Below are 18,946 nucleotides of genomic sequence, written 5' to 3'. Positions count from 1 at the left end.
GTCTATGCTGCTTTTTCTTTAAATTGTTATCAACCCACTGCGCCATGACCCAAGCCCTACGCCGCGCCGTTTACGCCGGCAGCTTCGACCCGCCGACCAACGGCCATCTCTGGATGATTTGCGAAGCGCAAAAAATGTTTGATGAAGTGTTTGTCGCCATCGGCGTGAATGCCGATAAAAAAAGCACCTATTCAATACCCGAGCGCCAAGCCATGCTCGAAGCGATTACCAGCGAGTTTCCGAATGTACGGATCAGCTCTTTCGAGAAACAGTTTCTGGTCAATTACGCCCATAGTGTCGATGCCAAATTCATTATCCGCGGCATCCGCACCCCATCCGATTATGAATACGAGCGTTCCATTCGCTACATCAATGCCGATCTACACCCGGAAATCACCACCGTTTTCCTGATGCCGCCGCGCGAATACGCCGAAGTTTCCTCCACCATGGTCAAAGGCATGGTCGGCCCGCAAGGCTGGCGGCAGATGATACGCCGCTATGTTCCCGATGCGGTGTACGACAAAATTTTAAAAGACCACGAAAATCAGGCCTAAACGCTCTCGGTCAGTACAACAATGCCTGTCTGAAACAGTTTCAGACAGGCATTTTTTCTGCCACACGGCAGCAAACTATAGTGGCTTAAATTCAGAGTAGGACAAGGCGCCGAGCCGAAGACAGTACAGATAGTACGGCAAGGCGAGGCAACGCCGTACTATTCTGAATTTAAGTCACTATAATTAAAACTGCTCGCCCACTTTCACACCGCCGGCCACGTCTTTCGGCGTCGCCAATTCTGCGGTTAGCTGCTGCGCCTCACGAAAATCCCCACGCTGCATCATTTCGCTTGCCTCCTGCGCGCTCAAAGTATTGGCCATATATTGCCAGCGCGCCGCCAGCGCCGGATTTTCCGGCATCTCAAAATCTGCGCGCAATTCGTCTACCAAATCCGGCCGGTTGCATACCAGCACAATATCGCAACCGGCGGCAAACGCCAGCCGCGCACGCTCGCGGATACCGCCGGCGCTTACCGCCCCCTCCATGGTTAAATCATCGGAAAAAATCACGCCGTCAAAACCGATGTCTTGGCGCAGAACCTGCTTCAACCATTTGGCGGAAAAGCCTGCCGGCAAGCCGTCGACTTGCGGATACACCACATGCGCCGGCATCACCGCCGCCATACCAGCGGCGCTTAATTGCTCAAACGGCAAAATATCCGCCGCCTGCAATTGGGCAAGCGTACGGTCGTCTTGCGGCAGCGTGTGGTGGCTGTCACCCTCTACAAAACCGTGGCCGGGGAAGTGTTTGCCGCAGGATTTCATGCCGCCCTTGTTCAAACCGCGCTGCAATGCCAAGGCCAATTCGGTTACCACCGCGGCATCGCAATGAAAACTGCGGTTGCCGATGACCGCGCACTGCCCCCAATTTAAATCCAGCACCGGCGTAAACGACAAATCCACACCGCAGGCGCTCAACTCGGCGGCCAACACCCAGCCTACCTGTTCGGCACGCTGTTTGGCCGCTTGCGCTCCCTGCTCATCCCAAATTTCGCCCAACACCGCCATCGCCGGCAGACGGGTAAATCCTTCGATAAAACGCTGCACACGGCCGCCTTCATGATCGACCGCCACCAATAGTTCGGGCGTACGCAAGGCCTTGATATCGGCTACCAATGCTTTAAGCTGCGCCACATTTTCGAAATTGCGACGGAATAAAATCACCCCGCCGACGGCCGGGTCGCACAAGCGCTGTTTTTCTTCTTCAGTCAATACAAAAGCATTCACATCGGCCATTACCGGGCCGCGCGGTATTGCAATTGCAGTCATTTATTTAATCTTTCCTTCATAAGTTTCAGACAGGCATATGCCTGTCTGAAAGATAACAGCATCCGTGTATCCCGACACTTGGATTACTGGATACTGATCGCCAAAAACAACGTACTGCCCTGGCGTTCAACCAACAGCGGGATATTCTTACCGGCGGCTTCCAGCGCTGCACGCAGGCTGGCTTCGTCGGTAATGCTTGCTTGGCCGACTGACAAAATACGGTCGCCCACACGCAAGCCGGCATTATGCGCCGGGCCGTTTACCGCGGCTACCACCAACTCTTTCTGCCCTTGCTTATCTATCTCACGCATGGTCAGGCCCAGATTCTCAATGGCAAACTGTTTGCTCTCGGTACTTTGCGGCTCAACCGCACCAAGCTCCACTTCATTGCCTTTCTGGCCGTCACTAGCCGAACCCAGAATAACTTTCTGCTCAATCTGCTGGCCTTTTCGCCAAATACCCAGGGTGACTTCTTTGCCTGGCACCAAATTACCCACCATCACCGGCAATTCGGTAGACGTACGCACTTCCTCGCCGTTCACGCTGCGCACAATATCACCTACCTGCAAACCGGCTTTAGCAGCCGGACCATCCGGCAATACTTTGGCAATCAGCGCGCCGGTAGGTTTATCAAGTCCGAACGATTTGGCCAAGCCGTACGATACTTCTTGAATGATCACGCCCAGCTGGCCACGCTGTACCTTGCCGCTATTTTTCAGTTGCTCGGCCACATTCATCGCCACATCAATCGGAATGGCGAAGGAAATACCCATAAAGCCGCCGCTGCGGCTGTAAATCTGCGAATTGATGCCGACTACCTGTCCTTTCAGGTTAAACAGCGGGCCGCCCGAGTTACCCGGGTTAATCGCCACGTCGGTTTGGATAAACGGCGTGTAATTCTCGCCCGGCAAACTGCGTCCTTTGGCCGATACGATGCCGGCGGTAACGCTGTTGTCAAAACCGAACGGCGCACCGATGGCGGCTACCCATTCGCCGGGTTTCAAATCTTTGGCATTGCCGATTTTTACGGCCGGTAAATCGCTGGCATCAATTTTCAACAGCGCGATATCGGTTTGCGGATCGGAGCCGATTAACTTGGCCTGAAACTCGCGTTTGTCGTTCAGGGTTACTTTGATACCGTCCAAGCCGCCGACCACGTGGGTATTGGTGAGGATATAGCCGTCCGGGCTGATTAAAAAACCGGAACCAAAGTTTTGATCTTCCTCATCTTCCTGCTGCGGCACTTCAGGCGTGCTGGGCACCAGACGTTTGAAAAAATCATAGAAGGGGTCGTTGTCCGGCAGTTGGTTCAAATCCATGCCGCCGTTATCGGGCTTGCTGCCGGCCGAAGTATTTTTGTAGGCTTGGATATTGACCACGGTAGCGCCCTCCTGCTCCACCAGTTTGGCAAAATCGGGCACCAGCATATTGATTTCGTCTTTGGTCTGAACTTTTTGCGTTTCTTCCACCGGTTTTTTATTATCGTTCTGTGCGCTCTCTTTACAACCGTTTAAAGCAAAAACAGCTGCTACCAGCAAGGCCAGATATTTGTGTGTTGTTTTCACTACGTTTCCTTCTCTGATTGTTTGGGAAAAACCGTGTTGAATTGTAAACAAAAACAGCCTGTCTGAACAGGCTTAAGCTTTGTTAAATCGGGATTTTTACGCTATATCACTCGCCTTATCGGGTACTCACCGTTTTGGCAGGATACTCGCACAAATCCAGAATAACGCAACGTTCGCATTGCGGTTTTTGCGCTTTGCAAGTATAGCGGCCGAGCAGAATCAGCCAGTGGTGCGCATCCAGTAAAAATTCTTTAGGAATGAAACGCATCAGCTTATCTTCCACCTCGCGGACATTCTTGCCCGGTGCGATGCGGGTACGGTTGCTGACGCGGAAAATATGAGTGTCCACCGCCATCGTCGGTTGGCCGAACGCCGTATTGAGTACCACGTTGGCGGTTTTCCGCCCCACTCCGGGCAAGGCTTCCAATTCCTCGCGGGTTTGCGGCACTTCGCCGTTGTGTTTTTCCAGCAGTAGGCGGCAGGTTTCCATAATGTGTTTGGACTTGGTTTGATAAAGGCCGATGGTACGCGTGTATTCCATCACCTGCTCCAAGCCCAAATCCAGCATCGCTTGCGGCGTATTGGCGGCAGCAAACAGTTTGGCAGTGGCTTTGTTTACGCCCGCATCGGTGGCTTGCGCCGACAATAACACGGCAATCAGAAGCTCGAACGGGCTGGAATAATTCAATTCGGTAGTCGGATGCGGATTGTCCGCGCGCAACCGCTCGAAAATTTCGCGGCGTTTTTGTTGGTTCATTAAAGCACTCGTAAGGTTGCAAATTGTTTTCAGACAGGCATTCTATAATAAAAAGCGGTTTAAATTTAAACACCCGAAAAAGTCTTTTCCGTCCAGACAGCAAAATGCCTGTCTGAAAAATTTTACGCTTTCAGACAGGCATTCGCACTATTCATCCGAAGCCGCTTCTTGTCGGCTCTGCTTGCGGAACTCCCAAGGCGCCTGCACCTGATAGGCACGCCACAAACCGCTGCGGTTTTGTTTCGCCTGCCGTTGCGCCGCCGCATAAGCGGCATAATCATCCGCGGTTTGCCGGCGTTTGGCATAACTTTCATAATGCCAAGCATGTCCCTGCTGTAACTGCTGCAAACTGATGTCGCGCCCGTTCAGGCTCACTTTTGCCAACTCGCGCCGATAGCGGTCATGCCCGAATACGCTTACTTCCACTTTCTTACCCAAAAGATGCTGCAACGCTTGCCGGCTGGCCTCGCCGTGTGCCTGCTGCAATTCCGGCGCATCAATATAAGCGAGTCGCAATTTGTGTTTCAGGCCGTTCCGGTCGAGCACATGCAGCGTATCCCCGTCGCTGATGCGGCTGACCGTAGCCGGATAAAGCTCGGCCTGCTTGTGTTGCGCTTGCACGCTTTTGCCGCGCACATCTTGCTGCGACTCTATCGGCACAAAAAAACAGCCGCCCAATAATAAAACAGCCGGCAACCAAGCCCACGCGGGAGATGTTTTCATATCATTCGCCATTCAGAACAGTCATACACAAAACAAGGCCGGTTTCACCGTTACCGCTTTACGGCAAAACCGCCCTGTCATCTACATTTTATGAGGTCGCCGCCTTTATTGCACCAAGGCGTATTTCCTTTAACCTACCGTGAAGACTTCCACGCCTTTTTGCGTACCCAACACCAACACATCTGCCGGATGGCGGGCAAACAAGCCGTTTTCCACCACGCCCGGAATCTTGTTCAGTTCCTCTTCCATGGTTAAAGGTTTGGACAAATCCAGATTGCGCACGTCTACGATTTGGTGGCCGGAAGCAGTGGTGCAGTTCAAACGCAACTCGGGATCACCGCCCAACGCCACCAAGCGCCGCGACACCAGCGAACGCGACAAAGGAATCACTTCAATCGGCAGCGGGAATTTACCCAGGCGGGAAACATATTTACTCTCGTCCGCCACGCAAACAAAGCGGTCGGCAGCACTGGCTACGATTTTTTCCGCCAACAGCGCCGCGCCGCCGCCTTTAATCATCTGCAAAGTGTGGTTGATTTCATCGGCACCGTCTACATACACCGCCAGCTTCGATACCTCGCTCAATTGCACTTCGGGAATGCCGAATTGCGCCATCAATTCCGAGGTTTTCTTCGAAGTAGCCACCGCACCCTTGATCTTCTTACCGCTTTTGCCCAAAGCTTCCACAAAAAGATTAACGGTGGTGCCGGTACCGATGCCGATATATTCGTTTTCCGGCACAAATTCAACGGCTTTTTCAGCCGCCATACGCTTCAATTCTTCTTGCGATAACATAAAACGATTCCTTTCTGGATAACGAAGCCCCAAGGCTTCCGGTGGGTAATAACTTTATCTTTTAATCATAGCCGAATCGGCAACCGTTTAAAAGCTTGTCGGTTCGTATACATTGCTTGGTCAGAAATCCGAAAACAACCGGTTTTCCTGATAGTCGCTTAAATTCAGAATAGGACAAGTCGAGACTCAGCACGATAACACCGTTCCGACCACCGATGCGTTTACTCCGACAACACCACCACTGCCTGTGCCTCTATCGCCTCGCAACGGCCGAGATAACCCAATTTTTCGTTGGTTTTGCCTTTAATGTTGACCGCCGACTCTTCAATGTTCAAATCCTCCGCCAACACTTTGCGCATCGCCGGAATATGCGGCGCAAGTTTGGGCTGTTGCGCGATAATGGTGGTATCGAGGTTCACCACCTGCCAACCGCGCTCTTGTACCGCCGCATAAGCACGACGCAGCAATTTCCGGCTGTCGGCATCTTTAAATTCATCGGAAGTATCGGGGAAATGGCTGCCGATATCACCCAAACCGGCCGCACCGAGCAATGCATCGGTTACCGCATGCAGCAACGCATCGGCATCGGAATGACCGAGCAAGCCTTTATCAAACGGAATGCTTACCCCGCCCAAGATTAATGGTCGCCCCTCGACCAACTGATGCACGTCATAACCTTGCCCGACTCGAAAATTCATCTCTCATCCTTCCTTCAATCCATACGGTTTCAGACAGGCCTGTCTGAAAAACCCTGCCAATCTAATTTAACATTACCAAAAAGCAACGAGCCGCCGAAAATACAAGTAGTATAACAAAGCGAACCAACGCAAAATTAGGTTCGCTGATCAGCCGTTAAGCCTTTCCTCGGCTCTCCAGCAACAAGCGCACAATGATTTCGTCCTGCGGCAGCGTCAGCTTCAAATTACTGCTTTCGCCCTCCACCAATAAAGGCTTGATGCCCAGCGCTTCCACCGCCGAAGCCTCATCGGTTACCCGGCTCAAATCCTGTTCCGACAAAGCCCGCAACAGCAAAGCCGCACGAAACAGCTGCGGCGTTTGCGCCTGCCACAAACCGGCGCGCTCGACCGTATGGCCAATATGGCTGCCGTCACCGGCACGTTTCAAAGTATCGGCCACCGGAACCGCCAAAATACCGCCCTCCGGCCGCTCGCCGGCTTGTTCTATTAACCGTTCCAGAGCCGGCGTACTCAAACAACAACGCGCCGCATCATGTACCAAAATATTGTCGTCATCTTGCGCCCAGCCTTGTTGCAATAATTCCCGCACGCCATTGCGCACACTCTCTGCGCGCGTTTCGCCACCCACCCGCAATACCAGCAGCTTATCCTGATTGATGCCTGTCTGAAAAACCGCATCATCGGGCGAGAGCACCAGCGCCACCTTATCAATTGACGCATGGCTTAAAAACACATCCAAGGTATGCTGCAATACCGTTTTGCCGGCAATTTCCACATATTGCTTAGGCTTGCCGGCTCCAAAGCGCAAGCCCACGCCCGCAGCCGGAATCAAGGCAATATGGCGCCGCATCACAAATGCTCCGACGATGGTATTTCACGCCACACGCAGCTGCCGCCCACCGCCTTATCCAAGCCGTCAAGATAAGCCTCGTGTTCCGCGGCCTCTTCCGTACTGGCCAACAATACTTTCAATTGCGCCGGACGCTGCGAAACAATGTTTACCGCCTCTTTTACCGTTTCACCACCCTCTTCGCCCATCAGGCTGAACTGGCCGCGCGTCATCGCCAGATAAACTTCCGCCAACAGCTCGCAATCGATCAGCGCACCGTGATACACACGCTTGCTGCGATCCACGTCAAAGCGCGAACACAAAGCATCCAAACTTGCCTTCTGCCCGGGGAACATTTCGCGCGCCATCGCCAGCGTATCGGTTACCTCGCAGTCCAACTCCTCAATCGAAGGCAAGCCCATGCGGGCAAACTCCATATTAAGGAAACCCACATCGAAACGCGCATTATGGATAATCAATTCAGCGCCGCGCAGAAAATCCGCAATTTGCCGCCCTACCGCCGCAAATTTTTGCGCATTTTCCTCTTCCAACCGCTCCTGCGTAATACCGTGAACCGCAATCGCCTCTTCCGGAATATCACGCTCCGGATCAACATAAAGATGCAGATAATTGCCGTTTAACTGGCGTTTTTGCATTTCGATTCCGGCAAACTCCAGCAAACGGTCCCCTTTATCGGGATAAAAACCAGTGGTTTCGGTATCCAGAATAATCTGGCGTTCTCTACTCATCATCCGCACTCTTGCCATAAAATTAATCAGCGCGCCCGCTCACCGGGCAAACGGTATCATTCTAACCGAAATCTGCACTTTTCCCTATTGGTAAAGACTCGCTTACCAACCTACTCACATTTTTCATCCATCTTATTTTTATATCCATTATTCATAAAAACTCCAGTTTCAGCTTTTCCAATAAACATCCAATAAAAAATTCTTTTTTTAAAACATAATCTTATAAATTTAAATACAAATAATAAGTATTATCATTTGCAAATATAATAATTTTCAATTAATATTCGACTTAACCCGCTGGCTACCAGATGCAAGCAGCAGCCAAACAATAATCAGAAAAACGCCGGGAGGACACCATGCCGGAATTTATCCTACACCAGCTCGTTCCTCATATAGCCCAACTACACCAACGCCCTGCCCGTTGCTGGTTGGCTACCGAAAACAGCGTTTGCCAAGCTGTATGTATACATGATAACGGTTGCTACTATGCCTGCCCGCTCAACGGCAAACCTGATGAATCCAGTCATACGGCCGGCATTCTGATGATCGAATCCGAAAACGGAGACAGCCGGATCAGCTGGGTTGCAGAACTGGAAAATTATGCCGCAGAGCATCCCGCTCCGCATATCGGTTGCCGACTGGCTGCGCTGCTGCATACCCACCCCGAACAATTACCCGATATTTGGCAGATAAGGCCAGCGCAAGGCTGCCTGTGCACGCCTCAACATGTACACCACGCCGTTTCGCCGGAAGATTTACGCAAAGCCCTAGCCGTCGCCGCTTGCAATAGCTAAGCCTTTTCAGACAGGCATGGAGTCTATACAGGGAGAGAATAAAGCAATAGATTTAAAATTTCAGTTTCAGATAGCAACGCAGCAAAACAGCAAGCAAACAATTTTTTTACCCTATTCAGCATAGCGGCTTCCTCCTCATCAAAAGCCAGCTGTACCGATTTACTAGTGGTTTGTGTTCCTTTTACGCTCCTATATAATGTAGGAGCTTTTTTTTGCCCATTTCCACAATCTGTCTCAGTTTTTCAGACAGGATCCTTTTATATATAGAATACCCATGCAATTGCTCAAATACCTGCAAGCACAAGGCATAGGCAGCCGTAGAAGCTGCCAATGGCTGATTGAAAACGATTGCGTCGCCATCAATGGCCAAACCGTCAATTTCCCCAAACAAGAAATCCAACCTGAAGATGTGCACACTCTCTCGATAGACGGAGAGCCGAAAATCGTTGTTCCGTTACCCTATTTCTATATTCTGTTAAACAAACCGGCAGGCTACGAAACTTCGCACAAACCGCGCGACTATCCCAGTATTTTCAGCCTATTGCCTGACCAATTACGCGAACTCGACCTACAAGCCGTCGGCCGCCTCGATGCAGACACCACCGGCGTCATCTTGATTACCAACGACGGCCAATTCAACCACCGCATGACTTCGCCCAAGCACAAAGTCGATAAACTCTATCAGGCCTGTCTGAAACATCCCGCCGATGACCATTTCTGCCAAACCCTGCTAAACGGCGTACTTTTACACGACGACAACGAAACCGTCGCCGCCAGCGCAGCCGAGTTATCCAGCCCCACAACCCTGCTGCTCACCATAAGCGAAGGAAAATATCACCAAGTAAAACGTATGGTAGCTGCCGCCGGCAACCGCGTGGAACAACTTCACCGCTTACGTTTCGGCAACTGGGATGAAGACGGTTTGACACCCGGCGAATGGAAGTTCATCAGAGCAGATGAAAAGATTGAAAACGAAAAATAAAAATACATTTAAAATCATGAATTTATATAGATATTTTGTTGTTTACATTAATTAACATATTATTTTTGAACTATTTTGAAACAAGTCAGTCTGATAAACACTTACTTTCCCAAAGTAAGTAAGTGAGTAAGACGTTTTCCCCGTAATGTGTTTGGCCATCTATACTTTCCCCTTGGTATAGATGGTTTTTTTTATCTGAAATTCATGCCTTATATTTACAGCAAAAACCACTACCCTAATCATGATGATGTATGAGTTATAGCGGATTAACTTAACTTTTGCTACAGCGCTGCTGCACCTTAGAGCGTGTAGTCATAATGCTTATGAAACTGTTTTTTGAGGGAAAATCCACAAACTCAAGGCAAAAAGTACAGCAAGATTGAACATCTTGCGAGCATTTTAGCTTCCCAAATCCGGTACGCTAGCTAACGGAGCAGATGCGGATTTTAACCCAACGTGCCGCCGCAACGCAGTCGACAACACTCCCTAAAACAAACAAAGTTCTCCAAAATAATATCCTTAAATAAAATTATAATCAGAAAAAATAATTACAAAATTTATTAATATACAATAGCTTATCGTTGTTAAAAAACACACTTGAAACTACCGCTTATCGAAAAGCAGATACGTTTATAGAAAAAAAAATATCTAATCCGGGGAACTACCCTATTATCCACCTGTCTGACAAGTACTTGCTCAACAGCAAGTAAGTGAGTAAGACGTTTTCCCCGTAATGTGTTTGGCCATCTATATCTTCCCCTTGGTATAGATGGCGTTTTTTTATCCATTTTCAGCTTCAAAAGATGATTTAAAATTAACGGCAGCTAATAATATTAACTTCCGCCCCCCCATTGCTGCATCAAAGCTAAAAAGAGCGATCTTGTAAGCGGCTAAAGAAGCAATAAAATCTGTTTCCACTACTTTGTAACATCCGCTGCTTCCTGCTTTAATATCATATCAAAAACATATTAATTCACTATCTTTCACTATATCAAGATCAAACACCCCTCGACTCCAACATAAAATCAGTATATTTATCAATAAAATGTTCCTAATCTGCTACTACAAGAGCCATCACTTAAAATATTTATCTCGATATACATAAAAGCATGTATTTCACTCTGATCTATTCTTGCTCAATGTAATTGATTGTTGCAAAATAACCACCTCAAAAAATACAACATTCTGTGTCTTTTTATAATATAGCAATGATTTATATGTAATTTTAAAACAAAAATTTTACTAAAACGAATTGTTCGTCGTTAATTTCAACTACTTTTGACTACATTTCTGATATAATGCCCCTCGTTATCCGGGTAGTTAAGACTTTCTACTCCTACCCGCTTACCTTAAGTTTCATTTTAACAAGAACCAGGAACTCCCTTCTCTTACTTCATAAAAGGATTGATAAAATGGGCATTAAAGTTGCCATCAATGGTTACGGCCGCATCGGCCGTCAAGTTTTGCGCGCTATTTACGATTATGGGTTGGAAGACCAACTGGAAATCGTTGCCATCAACGCCAGCGGCTCTCTGGAAACCAATGCCCATCTTACCAAGTACGATACGATTCACGGCCGTTTCAGCGCTGATATTTCTCATGACCCGCAACACCTTATTATTAACGGCCGCCCGATTCCATTTTTCTCTACCCGCAATCCGGCCGAATTACCATGGGGCGAATTAGGCGTTGATCTTGTTATGGAATGTACCGGATCATTTACCAGCAAATCCAAGGCTCAAGTGCATCTGGAATCCGGTGCCAAAAAAGTGTTGATTTCTGCTCCGGGTGATTCTGATGTCGATGCCACCATAGTTTATGGTGTCAACCACGATATCATTACCCCGGAGATGACCGTTATCTCCAATGCCTCCTGCACCACCAATTGCCTCGCCCCGGTAGCCAAAGTGTTGAACGATGAAATAGGCATCATCAAAGGCTTGATGACCACCATCCACGCCATGACCAACGATCAAACCGTTACCGATGTGCGCCATAAAGATTTGCGCCGTGCCCGCAGCGCAGTAGAAAACCTGATCCCCACCAAAACCGGAGCGGCCAAGGCTGTCGGTTTGGTATTACCGGAATTAAACGGCAAGCTCGACGGTTTGGCCATCCGCGTACCGACCACCAATGTCTCTTTGGTGGATTTAAGCTTCGAAGCGGCGCGTGATACCAGCGTGAAAGAAATCAACGCCATCATGAAAGAAGCTGCGGACAACAACATGAAAGGCGTGTTGGCATACAATAGCCTGCCGTTGGTATCTATGGATTTTAACCACACCACGCAAGCCAGTACTTTTGATGCCAATCTCACCAAAGTGAGCAACGGCAATATGGTTAAAGTATTCGCTTGGTACGACAACGAATGGGGCTTCAGCTGCCAAATGCTCAATACCGCCCGCACCATGTTCGGCTTGGAAGTACGCCCTTATCCGAAATCATAAACAATAAAACGATGAAAGCGGAACCCTTTCCAGTTCCGCTTTTTTGATTCTCAATCTACAAAAATATGCTCTAAAACAGTGCCTCAAAGCGCAACAATGCACCGGGATGATGGCTACGGTTGGCGCGACGATCGTTATAATAATTGACTTCCGTTTGTACAAACAGCCAATCACGCAAAAAAGGCTGGCGATAACCGATAAACGGCCCATAACCGTTCAAGCTGACTTTTTTATTTTCGATATAGCCACCACCGTATAGACCGTAATTCAGCCATTTACCCGGAGCGAAATCATGTTGCCGGTATAAGCTGTTGCCCCAACTCCATTCTTCTTCCTCATAATCATTTTCGTATTGGAAGTGCAGATGGTTGGCGATAAACGGCTTGGCCGGTACCGCATGACGTACTTCCAGATTGGTACGCGCATAATGTTTGCTGTCTATGCCATAACGGTAAATTTGTTCGGCAAACGTGTGAATATTATTGTCTAACTGCCAACCTTTATTCACTTTAACGCGTGCAAAAATATCATCGCCCGAGCGCAAACCAAGATCAAAATCGCTATCTACACCGGCATAGCGGTCGATATCCGACCATCGTAAAGCCAATGAAGCATTATCATCGCGCACACGCCGGCTGTTATAAGTGCTGTCTGGTTCGTTTTGCTGACGGCCATCTTCTCCCAAATGAGCCGAATTACTCAACTGGTTATCCAGCGTATCGTCACCAAATACCACGCTTAAATGCTCTTCGAGCTTGGGTAATTTTAAGCGTCCTCTTATACGCGGTTTTACGGAAAACTGGTCATGTTTATTCCATTCCGTATCTAAAATCACCCGCAAGCCAGCATCGGCCGGGCGGTTGGGGTCCGGCGTACCGAACCAGCTATCCAAACGGTGGGCAATTCTATCGATTCCCGAGCTGGCAGAACCGTGCTGGCGGTCTATCCAAGTTCCCTGCTTTTCCGGCGTCGGAGCAGCTTCCGCAGCAGGTGCCTGCGTTGTACTACTGCCTACAGGCACCCATTCATCCGCCGCCACAGCTTGCGGTATCCATGCAGCCAATAAAAAGCATACACCTGCTTTGCTGATATTCACTCTCATACCCGCCTCCTTTTTTTTAGAATCAGATATTTATTATATTGTCTCAAGTCATATAGTGGATTTAATTACTTCGATACAAGGAGCAAGCCGCAGCAACACTTTCTGTCTACACTCCCTAATCCACTATAGCAAAACAAAATAATCAAACTCATCATGTAGCGGAAAAATCTGTACTCTTAAAACCGCCGCACACCCATACTGCGCAGAAATTTATAGCGCTTATTGAGAATAAAAAAATTTCACTATTGTTAATTTAACGTTAAATCAATCAGCACACAAGACAAAAAATACCTGTCTGAAAATATATTTTCAGACAGGCATTTTTTGATTCATTCACTTACCTATAATACGATATCAAGCAGCCGATGCAATACGTATTAAATCCTGTACCACCGAAGGGACGCCGGCAGCTGCATTTTTCGGAATAATTTCCATATTCTGCCAAGCCGCCTGCGGGTTTGGATCTATCACAAAAATCTCGGCTTGCGGCGATACATAAGAAAGCAAAGAGGCCGCCGGATACACTTTCAACGAAGTACCGACTACCAGTACCACATCCGCTTCGCGGATTTCATGTACCGCATCACCGAACAGCGGCACACTCTCGCCGAACCACACAATATGCGGCCGCATCGGATAACCGTTGTGGTCTACCGTTTCCAAACTTTGATCGCCCTGCCAATCGATAACATAATTTTCATCCAAGCAACTGCGCAATTTGTTCAGCTGCCCGTGCAGATGCAAAACACGACGGCTACCGGCCCGTTCGTGTAAATCATCTACATTCTGGGTAATGATACTTACATCATAATAATCAGCCAATTCAGCCAAAGCATAGTGTGCGGCATTCGGCAAAGCTTCCGCTGCCTGCCGGCGACGCTGGTTATAAAAATCCAACACCAGTTGAGGATTTTTCGCGTATGCCTGCGGTGTACACACATCTTCTACCCGGTGGCCTTCCCACAGCCCGCTGGCATCACGAAACGTTTTCAGACCGCTGTCGGCGCTAATCCCCGCGCCGCTGAGTATCACGCATTTTCTCATGATCTGTTTTACCTTATTGTTATAAATGGAAAGATCATAGTATCGATTTCTTTCAACAACCGCTGATTCCTGTGCTTGGCGGAATCATCGCCTGATATACGGTTGCCACCTTGTTTATCATGCCTGTCTGAAAATATTTTTTACGTTAAAAATGTTATAATCAAAGACTTATTTTACGCTTTACTTCAATCATCATGAGCCGACATACACACGACAACGACACCATCCGCATCCGGGGCGCCCGCACCCACAACTTGAAAAACATCGACCTCGACATCCCCCGCCACAAACTCGTGGTGGTAACCGGCCTGTCGGGCAGCGGCAAATCGAGCCTGGCCTTCGACACGCTTTATGCCGAAGGCCAGCGCCGCTATGTGGAAAGCCTTTCGGCCTATGCGCGCCAGTTTTTGCAGATGATGGACAAACCCGACGTCGATCTTATCGAAGGCCTCTCGCCCGCCATTTCCATCGAACAGAAATCCACCAGCCACAACCCGCGCTCCACCGTCGGCACGGTAACCGAAATCCACGATTATTTGCGCCTCTTGTATGCCCGCGTCGGCACGCCTTATTGCCCCGAACATAACCTGCCTTTGGCAAGCCAAACCGTGTCACAGATGGTGGATGCCGTGCTGAAGCTGCCGGAAGACAGCCGCGTGATGATTCTCGCCCCCGCCGTGCGCGAGCGCAAGGGCGAATTCGTTGAATTTTTCGCCGACTTGCAGGCGCAGGGCTTTGCCCGCGTGCGCGTGGACGGCGAAGTCTATCAGCTCGACGAAGTGCCGAAGCTGGAAAAAAACATCAAACACAATATCGACGTGGTGATCGATCGCGTTAAGGTAAAAGCCGACATCAAACAGCGCTTGGCCGAAAGCTTCGAAACCGCCCTGCGCCACGGCGGCGAGCGCGCGCTGGCCTTGGAAATGGACAGCGGCGAAGAACACTGGTTTTCCGCCCAATTCGCCTGCCCCGTCTGCTCATACAGCCTGCCCGAGCTGGAGCCGCGCCTGTTTTCCTTCAACAACCCCGTCGGCGCCTGCCCCACTTGCGACGGCTTGGGCAATATGAATTTTTTCGACCCCGAACGCGTGGTGCTGCACCCCGAATTGTCGCTGGCCGCAGGCGCGATCAAAGGCTGGGACAAGCGTAACCAGTTTTATTTCCAAATGATTCAGTCGCTGGCCGCCCATTACGGCTTCGACGTGGATACGCCGTTTGAAAGCCTGCCTGAAAAAGTGAAAAAAGTGGTGCTGCACGGCTCCGGCAAAGAAGTGATCGACTTCCGCTACCTTTCCGAAAAAGGCACCACCTTCAACCGCAGCCACGCCTTCGAAGGCATCATCCCCAACCTCGAACGCCGTTTCCGCGAAACCGATTCCGCCACCGTGCGCGAAGAGCTGCTGCAATACCAAAGCCACAAAGCCTGCCCGAGCTGCGGCGGCGCACGCCTGCGCAAAGAAGCGCGCTATGTGTATGTAGGCAAACAGCCGCTGCACGAGCTTTCCGCCTGGCCGCTCACCAAAACCCATGAATTCTTTGAAAAACTCGATTTGGAAGGCAACAAAAAACAGATTGCCGAAAAAATCCTCAAAGAAATCACCGAGCGCTTGGGCTTTCTGATTAACGTCGGCCTCGACTACCTCAACCTCGCCCGCTCCGCCGAAACCCTCTCCGGCGGCGAAGCCCAGCGCATCCGGCTCGCCAGCCAAATCGGCAGCGGTTTAACCGGCGTGATGTATGTGCTCGACGAACCCTCCATCGGCCTGCACCAGCGCGACAACGACCGCCTGCTGGCCACCCTCAAACGCCTGCGCGACTTGGGCAACAGCGTGATTGTGGTCGAACACGACGAAGACGCCATCCGCGAAGCCGATTTCGTGATCGACATGGGCCCCGGCGCCGGCGAACACGGCGGCACCGTGCTGGTTGCCGACACCCCCGCCAAAGTCGCCTCCTGCAAAGAATCCGTTACCGGCCAATATTTAAGCGGCAAAAAGAAAATCGAAGTGCCCTCTGTTAGGACACCCGTCAACCCCGAAAGAATGCTGGTGTTAAAAGGCGCGCGCGGCAACAACCTCAAAAACGTTACCCTCGAACTGCCGCTGGGCTTGATTACCTGCATCACCGGCGTATCCGGCAGCGGCAAATCCACCCTGATTAACGACACGCTCGCCAAAATCACCGCCCGCGAGCTTAACCGCGCCCACGAAGAACCCGCACCCTACGACGACATTACCGGCCTCGACCACCTCGACAAAGTGATCAACGTCGACCAATCCCCCATCGGCCGCACCCCGCGCTCCAACCCCGCCACCTACACCGGCCTGTTCACCCCCATCCGCGACCTGTTCGCCAGCGTGCCCCTTTCGCGCGAACGCGGCTACAACGTCGGCCGCTTCTCATTCAACGTCAAAGGCGGCCGCTGCGAAGCCTGCCAGGGCGACGGCGTAATCAAAGTCGAAATGCACTTTTTGCCCGACGTGTATGTGCCCTGCGAAGTGTGCCACGGCAAACGCTACAACCGCGAAACCCTCGAAGTACAATACAAAGGCAAAAACATCAGCCAAGTGCTGGATATGACCGTAGAAGAAGCCCGGGAATTCTTCGACGCCGTGCCCACCGTATCGCGCAAACTGCAAACCCTGATGGACGTCGGCTTAGGCTACATCCGCCTCGGCCAATCCGCCACCACTCTCTCCGGCGGCGAAGCCCAGCGCGTCAAACTCGCGCTCGAACTCTCCAAACGCGACACCGGCCGCACTCTCTATATCCTCGACGAACCGACTACCGGTCTACACTTTGCCGACATCGCCCTACTGCTCGAAGTCATAGGCCGTCTGAAAGGCAAAGGCAACTCGATTGTGATTATCGAGCATAATCTGGACGTGATTAAAACCGCGGATTATATTGTCGACTTGGGGCCGGAAGGCGGCGATGGCGGCGGGCGGATTATTGCTTCAGGTAGCCCTGAGGAAGTGGCAAAGGTTAAGGAGAGTTATACGGGAAAGTATTTGCAAGATGTCTTGTAAAAAATAAGTTTTTTGTTGATTTTAATTTGATTAGGATATTGAAATGAAAGTATTTTTGAGCTGATCAGGGGAAAGAAGTAAACAGGTTGCTCTTCTTTTAAATAATTGGCTTTGCTGTGTAATTCAAGCTGCTCGGCCATGGATTTCTTCTAAAGATATTGATCGTGGCTCATTATGGTTTAGTGAAATAAATGATCAACTAAAAGATACATCTGTTGGCATAATTTGCTTAACCCAAGAAAATAAAAATCGACCTTGGATATTGTTTGAAGCCGGTGCTTTAGCCAAAGGACTTTCTACAGCGAGAGTATGCACTCTTTTGATTGATCTTGAACCAAAAGATATTGAAGATCCATTAGCTCAGTTTAATCATACTTTTCCCAAAAAAGAAAATATGATTGAACTTGTAAGGACTCTCAACAACAGTCTTGGTAGTAATGGGCTAGACCCTCGTGTATTGGACCAAGTATTTGATACATATTGGCCACAATTCGAGGAGGGATTTACTTCAATTATAGAAAGTACTCAGCCTCAAGATAAAACCCAATCGAAGCCTCGACCACAGGGAGATATGCTAGCAGAAATTTTAGAAAACACCCGGACGTTAAGCCAAAAAATGAGAGGGTTAGAAAGAGAAGTTGAGGTTATGAAAGAGAGAGAGCGTGCACGACTCCCTTTGCCTTTACTTAAATCAAAAGTTGCAGATATGGTAAAGCATGGCATATCTCCTGAACAAATTATGGATTATTTTAGTGGTGAAGTACCTCGTACTGTGGTTCGTCGATTAATTCATGAAAATATGAGAAGTACGACTTCTAATCTAGATCTAGATGAACTATAAAACTCCAAAAACAAGCAAGCCGTAGCAAGCGTAGCCTGCATAACCCACACCACCGCGTGCGTGGCTGCGCCACACACCCTACCGCCAATTCAACGCTTGCCGATTTCAGGCGTAGTAAGCGTAGCCTGTATGCCTCACCTACCGCGTGCGTGGCTTACGCCACACACCCTACCGCCGGTTCAACGCTTGCCGATTTCAGACGTAGGGTGTGTGCCCTAAGGCACGCACGCGTTGTTTGAGTGGGGCAATCCATACACAAGGCCTGTCTGAACAATTTATTTCAGACGGCCTTTTTCTCTATGTTTTTATAAAACCCGTTGAGACAAAAAGAAAATAACCCGAATCCCCGCATAACCCCACCACCGCGTGCGTGGCTGCGCCACACACCCTACCGCCGATTCAACGCTTGCCGATTTCAGACGTAGGGTGTGTGCCCTAAGGCACGCACGCGTTGTTTGAGTGGGGCAATCCATACACAAGGCCTGTCTGAACAATTTATTTCAGACGGCCTTTTTCTCTATGTTTTTATAAAACCCGTTGAGACAAAAAGAAAATAACCCGAATCCCCGCATAACCCCACCACCGCGTGCGTGGCTGCGCCACACACCCTACCGCCGATTCAACGCTTGCCGATTTCAGGCGTAGGGTGTGTGCCTTAGGGCACACACACGTTGTTTGGAATAAGCAGCCATACTTTAAGGCCGTCTGAAACCGATACATTTCAGGCGGCCTTTTGCTTTCTCACTGCCTTTGTTATGATGGCGCAAG

The 18,946-nt window shown here is 49.7% G+C and carries 17 protein-coding genes; 6 read left to right on the top strand and 11 right to left on the bottom strand.

Going from position 1 to position 18,946, the window contains the following annotated elements:
* Positions 1-44: 44 nt before the first annotated feature.
* Complete coding sequence (coaD, locus tag Q4C79_RS06145) at positions 45-554, top strand: pantetheine-phosphate adenylyltransferase (protein WP_303090143.1); 510 nt, start codon at positions 45-47, stop codon at positions 552-554.
* 183 nt (positions 555-737) lie between these two features.
* On the opposite strand, the gene nagZ is transcribed toward coaD, so the two are convergent.
* From nagZ to dnaQ, 8 genes are all read right to left on the bottom strand, one after another.
* Positions 738-1,823, bottom strand: coding sequence for a beta-N-acetylhexosaminidase (nagZ, locus tag Q4C79_RS06140; protein WP_303090142.1), 1,086 nt, complete (start codon positions 1,821-1,823; stop codon positions 738-740).
* Positions 1,824-1,906: 83 nt separating this feature from the next.
* Entirely contained in the window at positions 1,907-3,388 is a 1,482-nt protein-coding gene (locus tag Q4C79_RS06135) for a DegQ family serine endoprotease (protein WP_303090141.1), read from the bottom strand.
* 115 nt (positions 3,389-3,503) lie between these two features.
* Positions 3,504-4,145: an endonuclease III gene (nth, locus tag Q4C79_RS06130; protein WP_303090140.1), complete on the bottom strand. Its 642-nt coding sequence runs from the start codon at positions 4,143-4,145 to the stop codon at positions 3,504-3,506.
* Between the two features lie 147 nt (positions 4,146-4,292).
* On the bottom strand, positions 4,293-4,868 hold the full coding sequence (locus Q4C79_RS06125) for a thermonuclease family protein (RefSeq protein ID WP_303090139.1): 576 nt from the start codon (positions 4,866-4,868) through the stop codon (positions 4,293-4,295).
* 129 nt (positions 4,869-4,997) lie between these two features.
* Entirely contained in the window at positions 4,998-5,663 is a 666-nt protein-coding gene (rpiA, locus tag Q4C79_RS06120; RefSeq protein WP_303090138.1) for a ribose-5-phosphate isomerase RpiA, read from the bottom strand.
* 221 nt (positions 5,664-5,884) lie between these two features.
* Positions 5,885-6,361 (bottom strand): 2-C-methyl-D-erythritol 2,4-cyclodiphosphate synthase, encoded by a 477-nt coding sequence (ispF, locus tag Q4C79_RS06115; protein ID WP_303090137.1) that lies wholly within the window; start codon positions 6,359-6,361, stop codon positions 5,885-5,887.
* Positions 6,362-6,515: 154 nt separating this feature from the next.
* Positions 6,516-7,214 (bottom strand): 2-C-methyl-D-erythritol 4-phosphate cytidylyltransferase, encoded by a 699-nt coding sequence (gene ispD / locus Q4C79_RS06110; protein WP_303090136.1) that lies wholly within the window; start codon positions 7,212-7,214, stop codon positions 6,516-6,518.
* Complete coding sequence (dnaQ, locus tag Q4C79_RS06105) at positions 7,211-7,939, bottom strand: DNA polymerase III subunit epsilon (protein WP_303090153.1); 729 nt, start codon at positions 7,937-7,939, stop codon at positions 7,211-7,213. Before dnaQ ends, ispD begins: the two co-directional genes overlap by 4 nt.
* 356 nt (positions 7,940-8,295) lie before the next feature.
* Here dnaQ and Q4C79_RS06100 point away from each other — a divergent pair, with 356 nt between their 5' ends.
* The gene (locus Q4C79_RS06100; RefSeq protein ID WP_303090135.1) at positions 8,296-8,733 is read left to right on the top strand and encodes a hypothetical protein; all 438 of its coding nucleotides are present in this window, start codon (positions 8,296-8,298) and stop codon (positions 8,731-8,733) included.
* A gap of 274 nt (positions 8,734-9,007) precedes the next feature.
* Positions 9,008-9,715, top strand: coding sequence for a pseudouridine synthase (locus tag Q4C79_RS06095; protein ID WP_303090134.1), 708 nt, complete (start codon positions 9,008-9,010; stop codon positions 9,713-9,715).
* Positions 9,716-10,495: 780 nt separating this feature from the next.
* Here the strand turns inward: Q4C79_RS06095 and Q4C79_RS06090 are convergent.
* Positions 10,496-10,633, bottom strand: a complete 138-nt coding sequence (locus Q4C79_RS06090) for a hypothetical protein (RefSeq protein ID WP_303090133.1) — start codon at positions 10,631-10,633, stop codon at positions 10,496-10,498.
* A 494-nt stretch (positions 10,634-11,127) separates the two neighbouring features.
* Between Q4C79_RS06090 and gap the strand changes: the two genes are divergently transcribed.
* Positions 11,128-12,162 (top strand): type I glyceraldehyde-3-phosphate dehydrogenase, encoded by a 1,035-nt coding sequence (gap, locus tag Q4C79_RS06085; protein ID WP_303090132.1) that lies wholly within the window; start codon positions 11,128-11,130, stop codon positions 12,160-12,162.
* A 70-nt stretch (positions 12,163-12,232) separates the two neighbouring features.
* On the opposite strand, the gene Q4C79_RS06080 is transcribed toward gap, so the two are convergent.
* Positions 12,233-13,264 carry a hypothetical protein gene (locus Q4C79_RS06080; RefSeq protein WP_303090131.1) on the bottom strand — a complete coding sequence of 344 codons (1,032 nt, stop codon included), beginning with the start codon at positions 13,262-13,264 and terminating at the stop codon, positions 12,233-12,235.
* 354 nt (positions 13,265-13,618) lie between these two features.
* On the bottom strand, positions 13,619-14,308 hold the full coding sequence (locus tag Q4C79_RS06075; RefSeq protein WP_303090130.1) for a Sir2 family NAD-dependent protein deacetylase: 690 nt from the start codon (positions 14,306-14,308) through the stop codon (positions 13,619-13,621).
* Positions 14,309-14,502: 194 nt separating this feature from the next.
* Between Q4C79_RS06075 and uvrA the strand changes: the two genes are divergently transcribed.
* Together uvrA and Q4C79_RS06065 are read left to right on the top strand one after the other, a co-directional pair.
* Positions 14,503-17,337, top strand: a complete 2,835-nt coding sequence (uvrA, locus tag Q4C79_RS06070) for an excinuclease ABC subunit UvrA (protein ID WP_303090129.1) — start codon at positions 14,503-14,505, stop codon at positions 17,335-17,337.
* A 262-nt stretch (positions 17,338-17,599) separates the two neighbouring features.
* A complete protein-coding gene (locus tag Q4C79_RS06065; protein ID WP_303090128.1) occupies positions 17,600-18,178 on the top strand; it encodes a hypothetical protein in 579 nt (192 codons plus the stop codon).
* The last annotated feature ends 768 nt before the right edge of the window (positions 18,179-18,946 follow it).

Origin of the sequence: Neisseria sp., assembly GCF_030523955.1 — a bacterium.
Taxonomy (GTDB): domain Bacteria; phylum Pseudomonadota; class Gammaproteobacteria; order Burkholderiales; family Neisseriaceae; genus Neisseria.
This window is presented reverse-complemented; position numbering and strand designations above follow the sequence as displayed.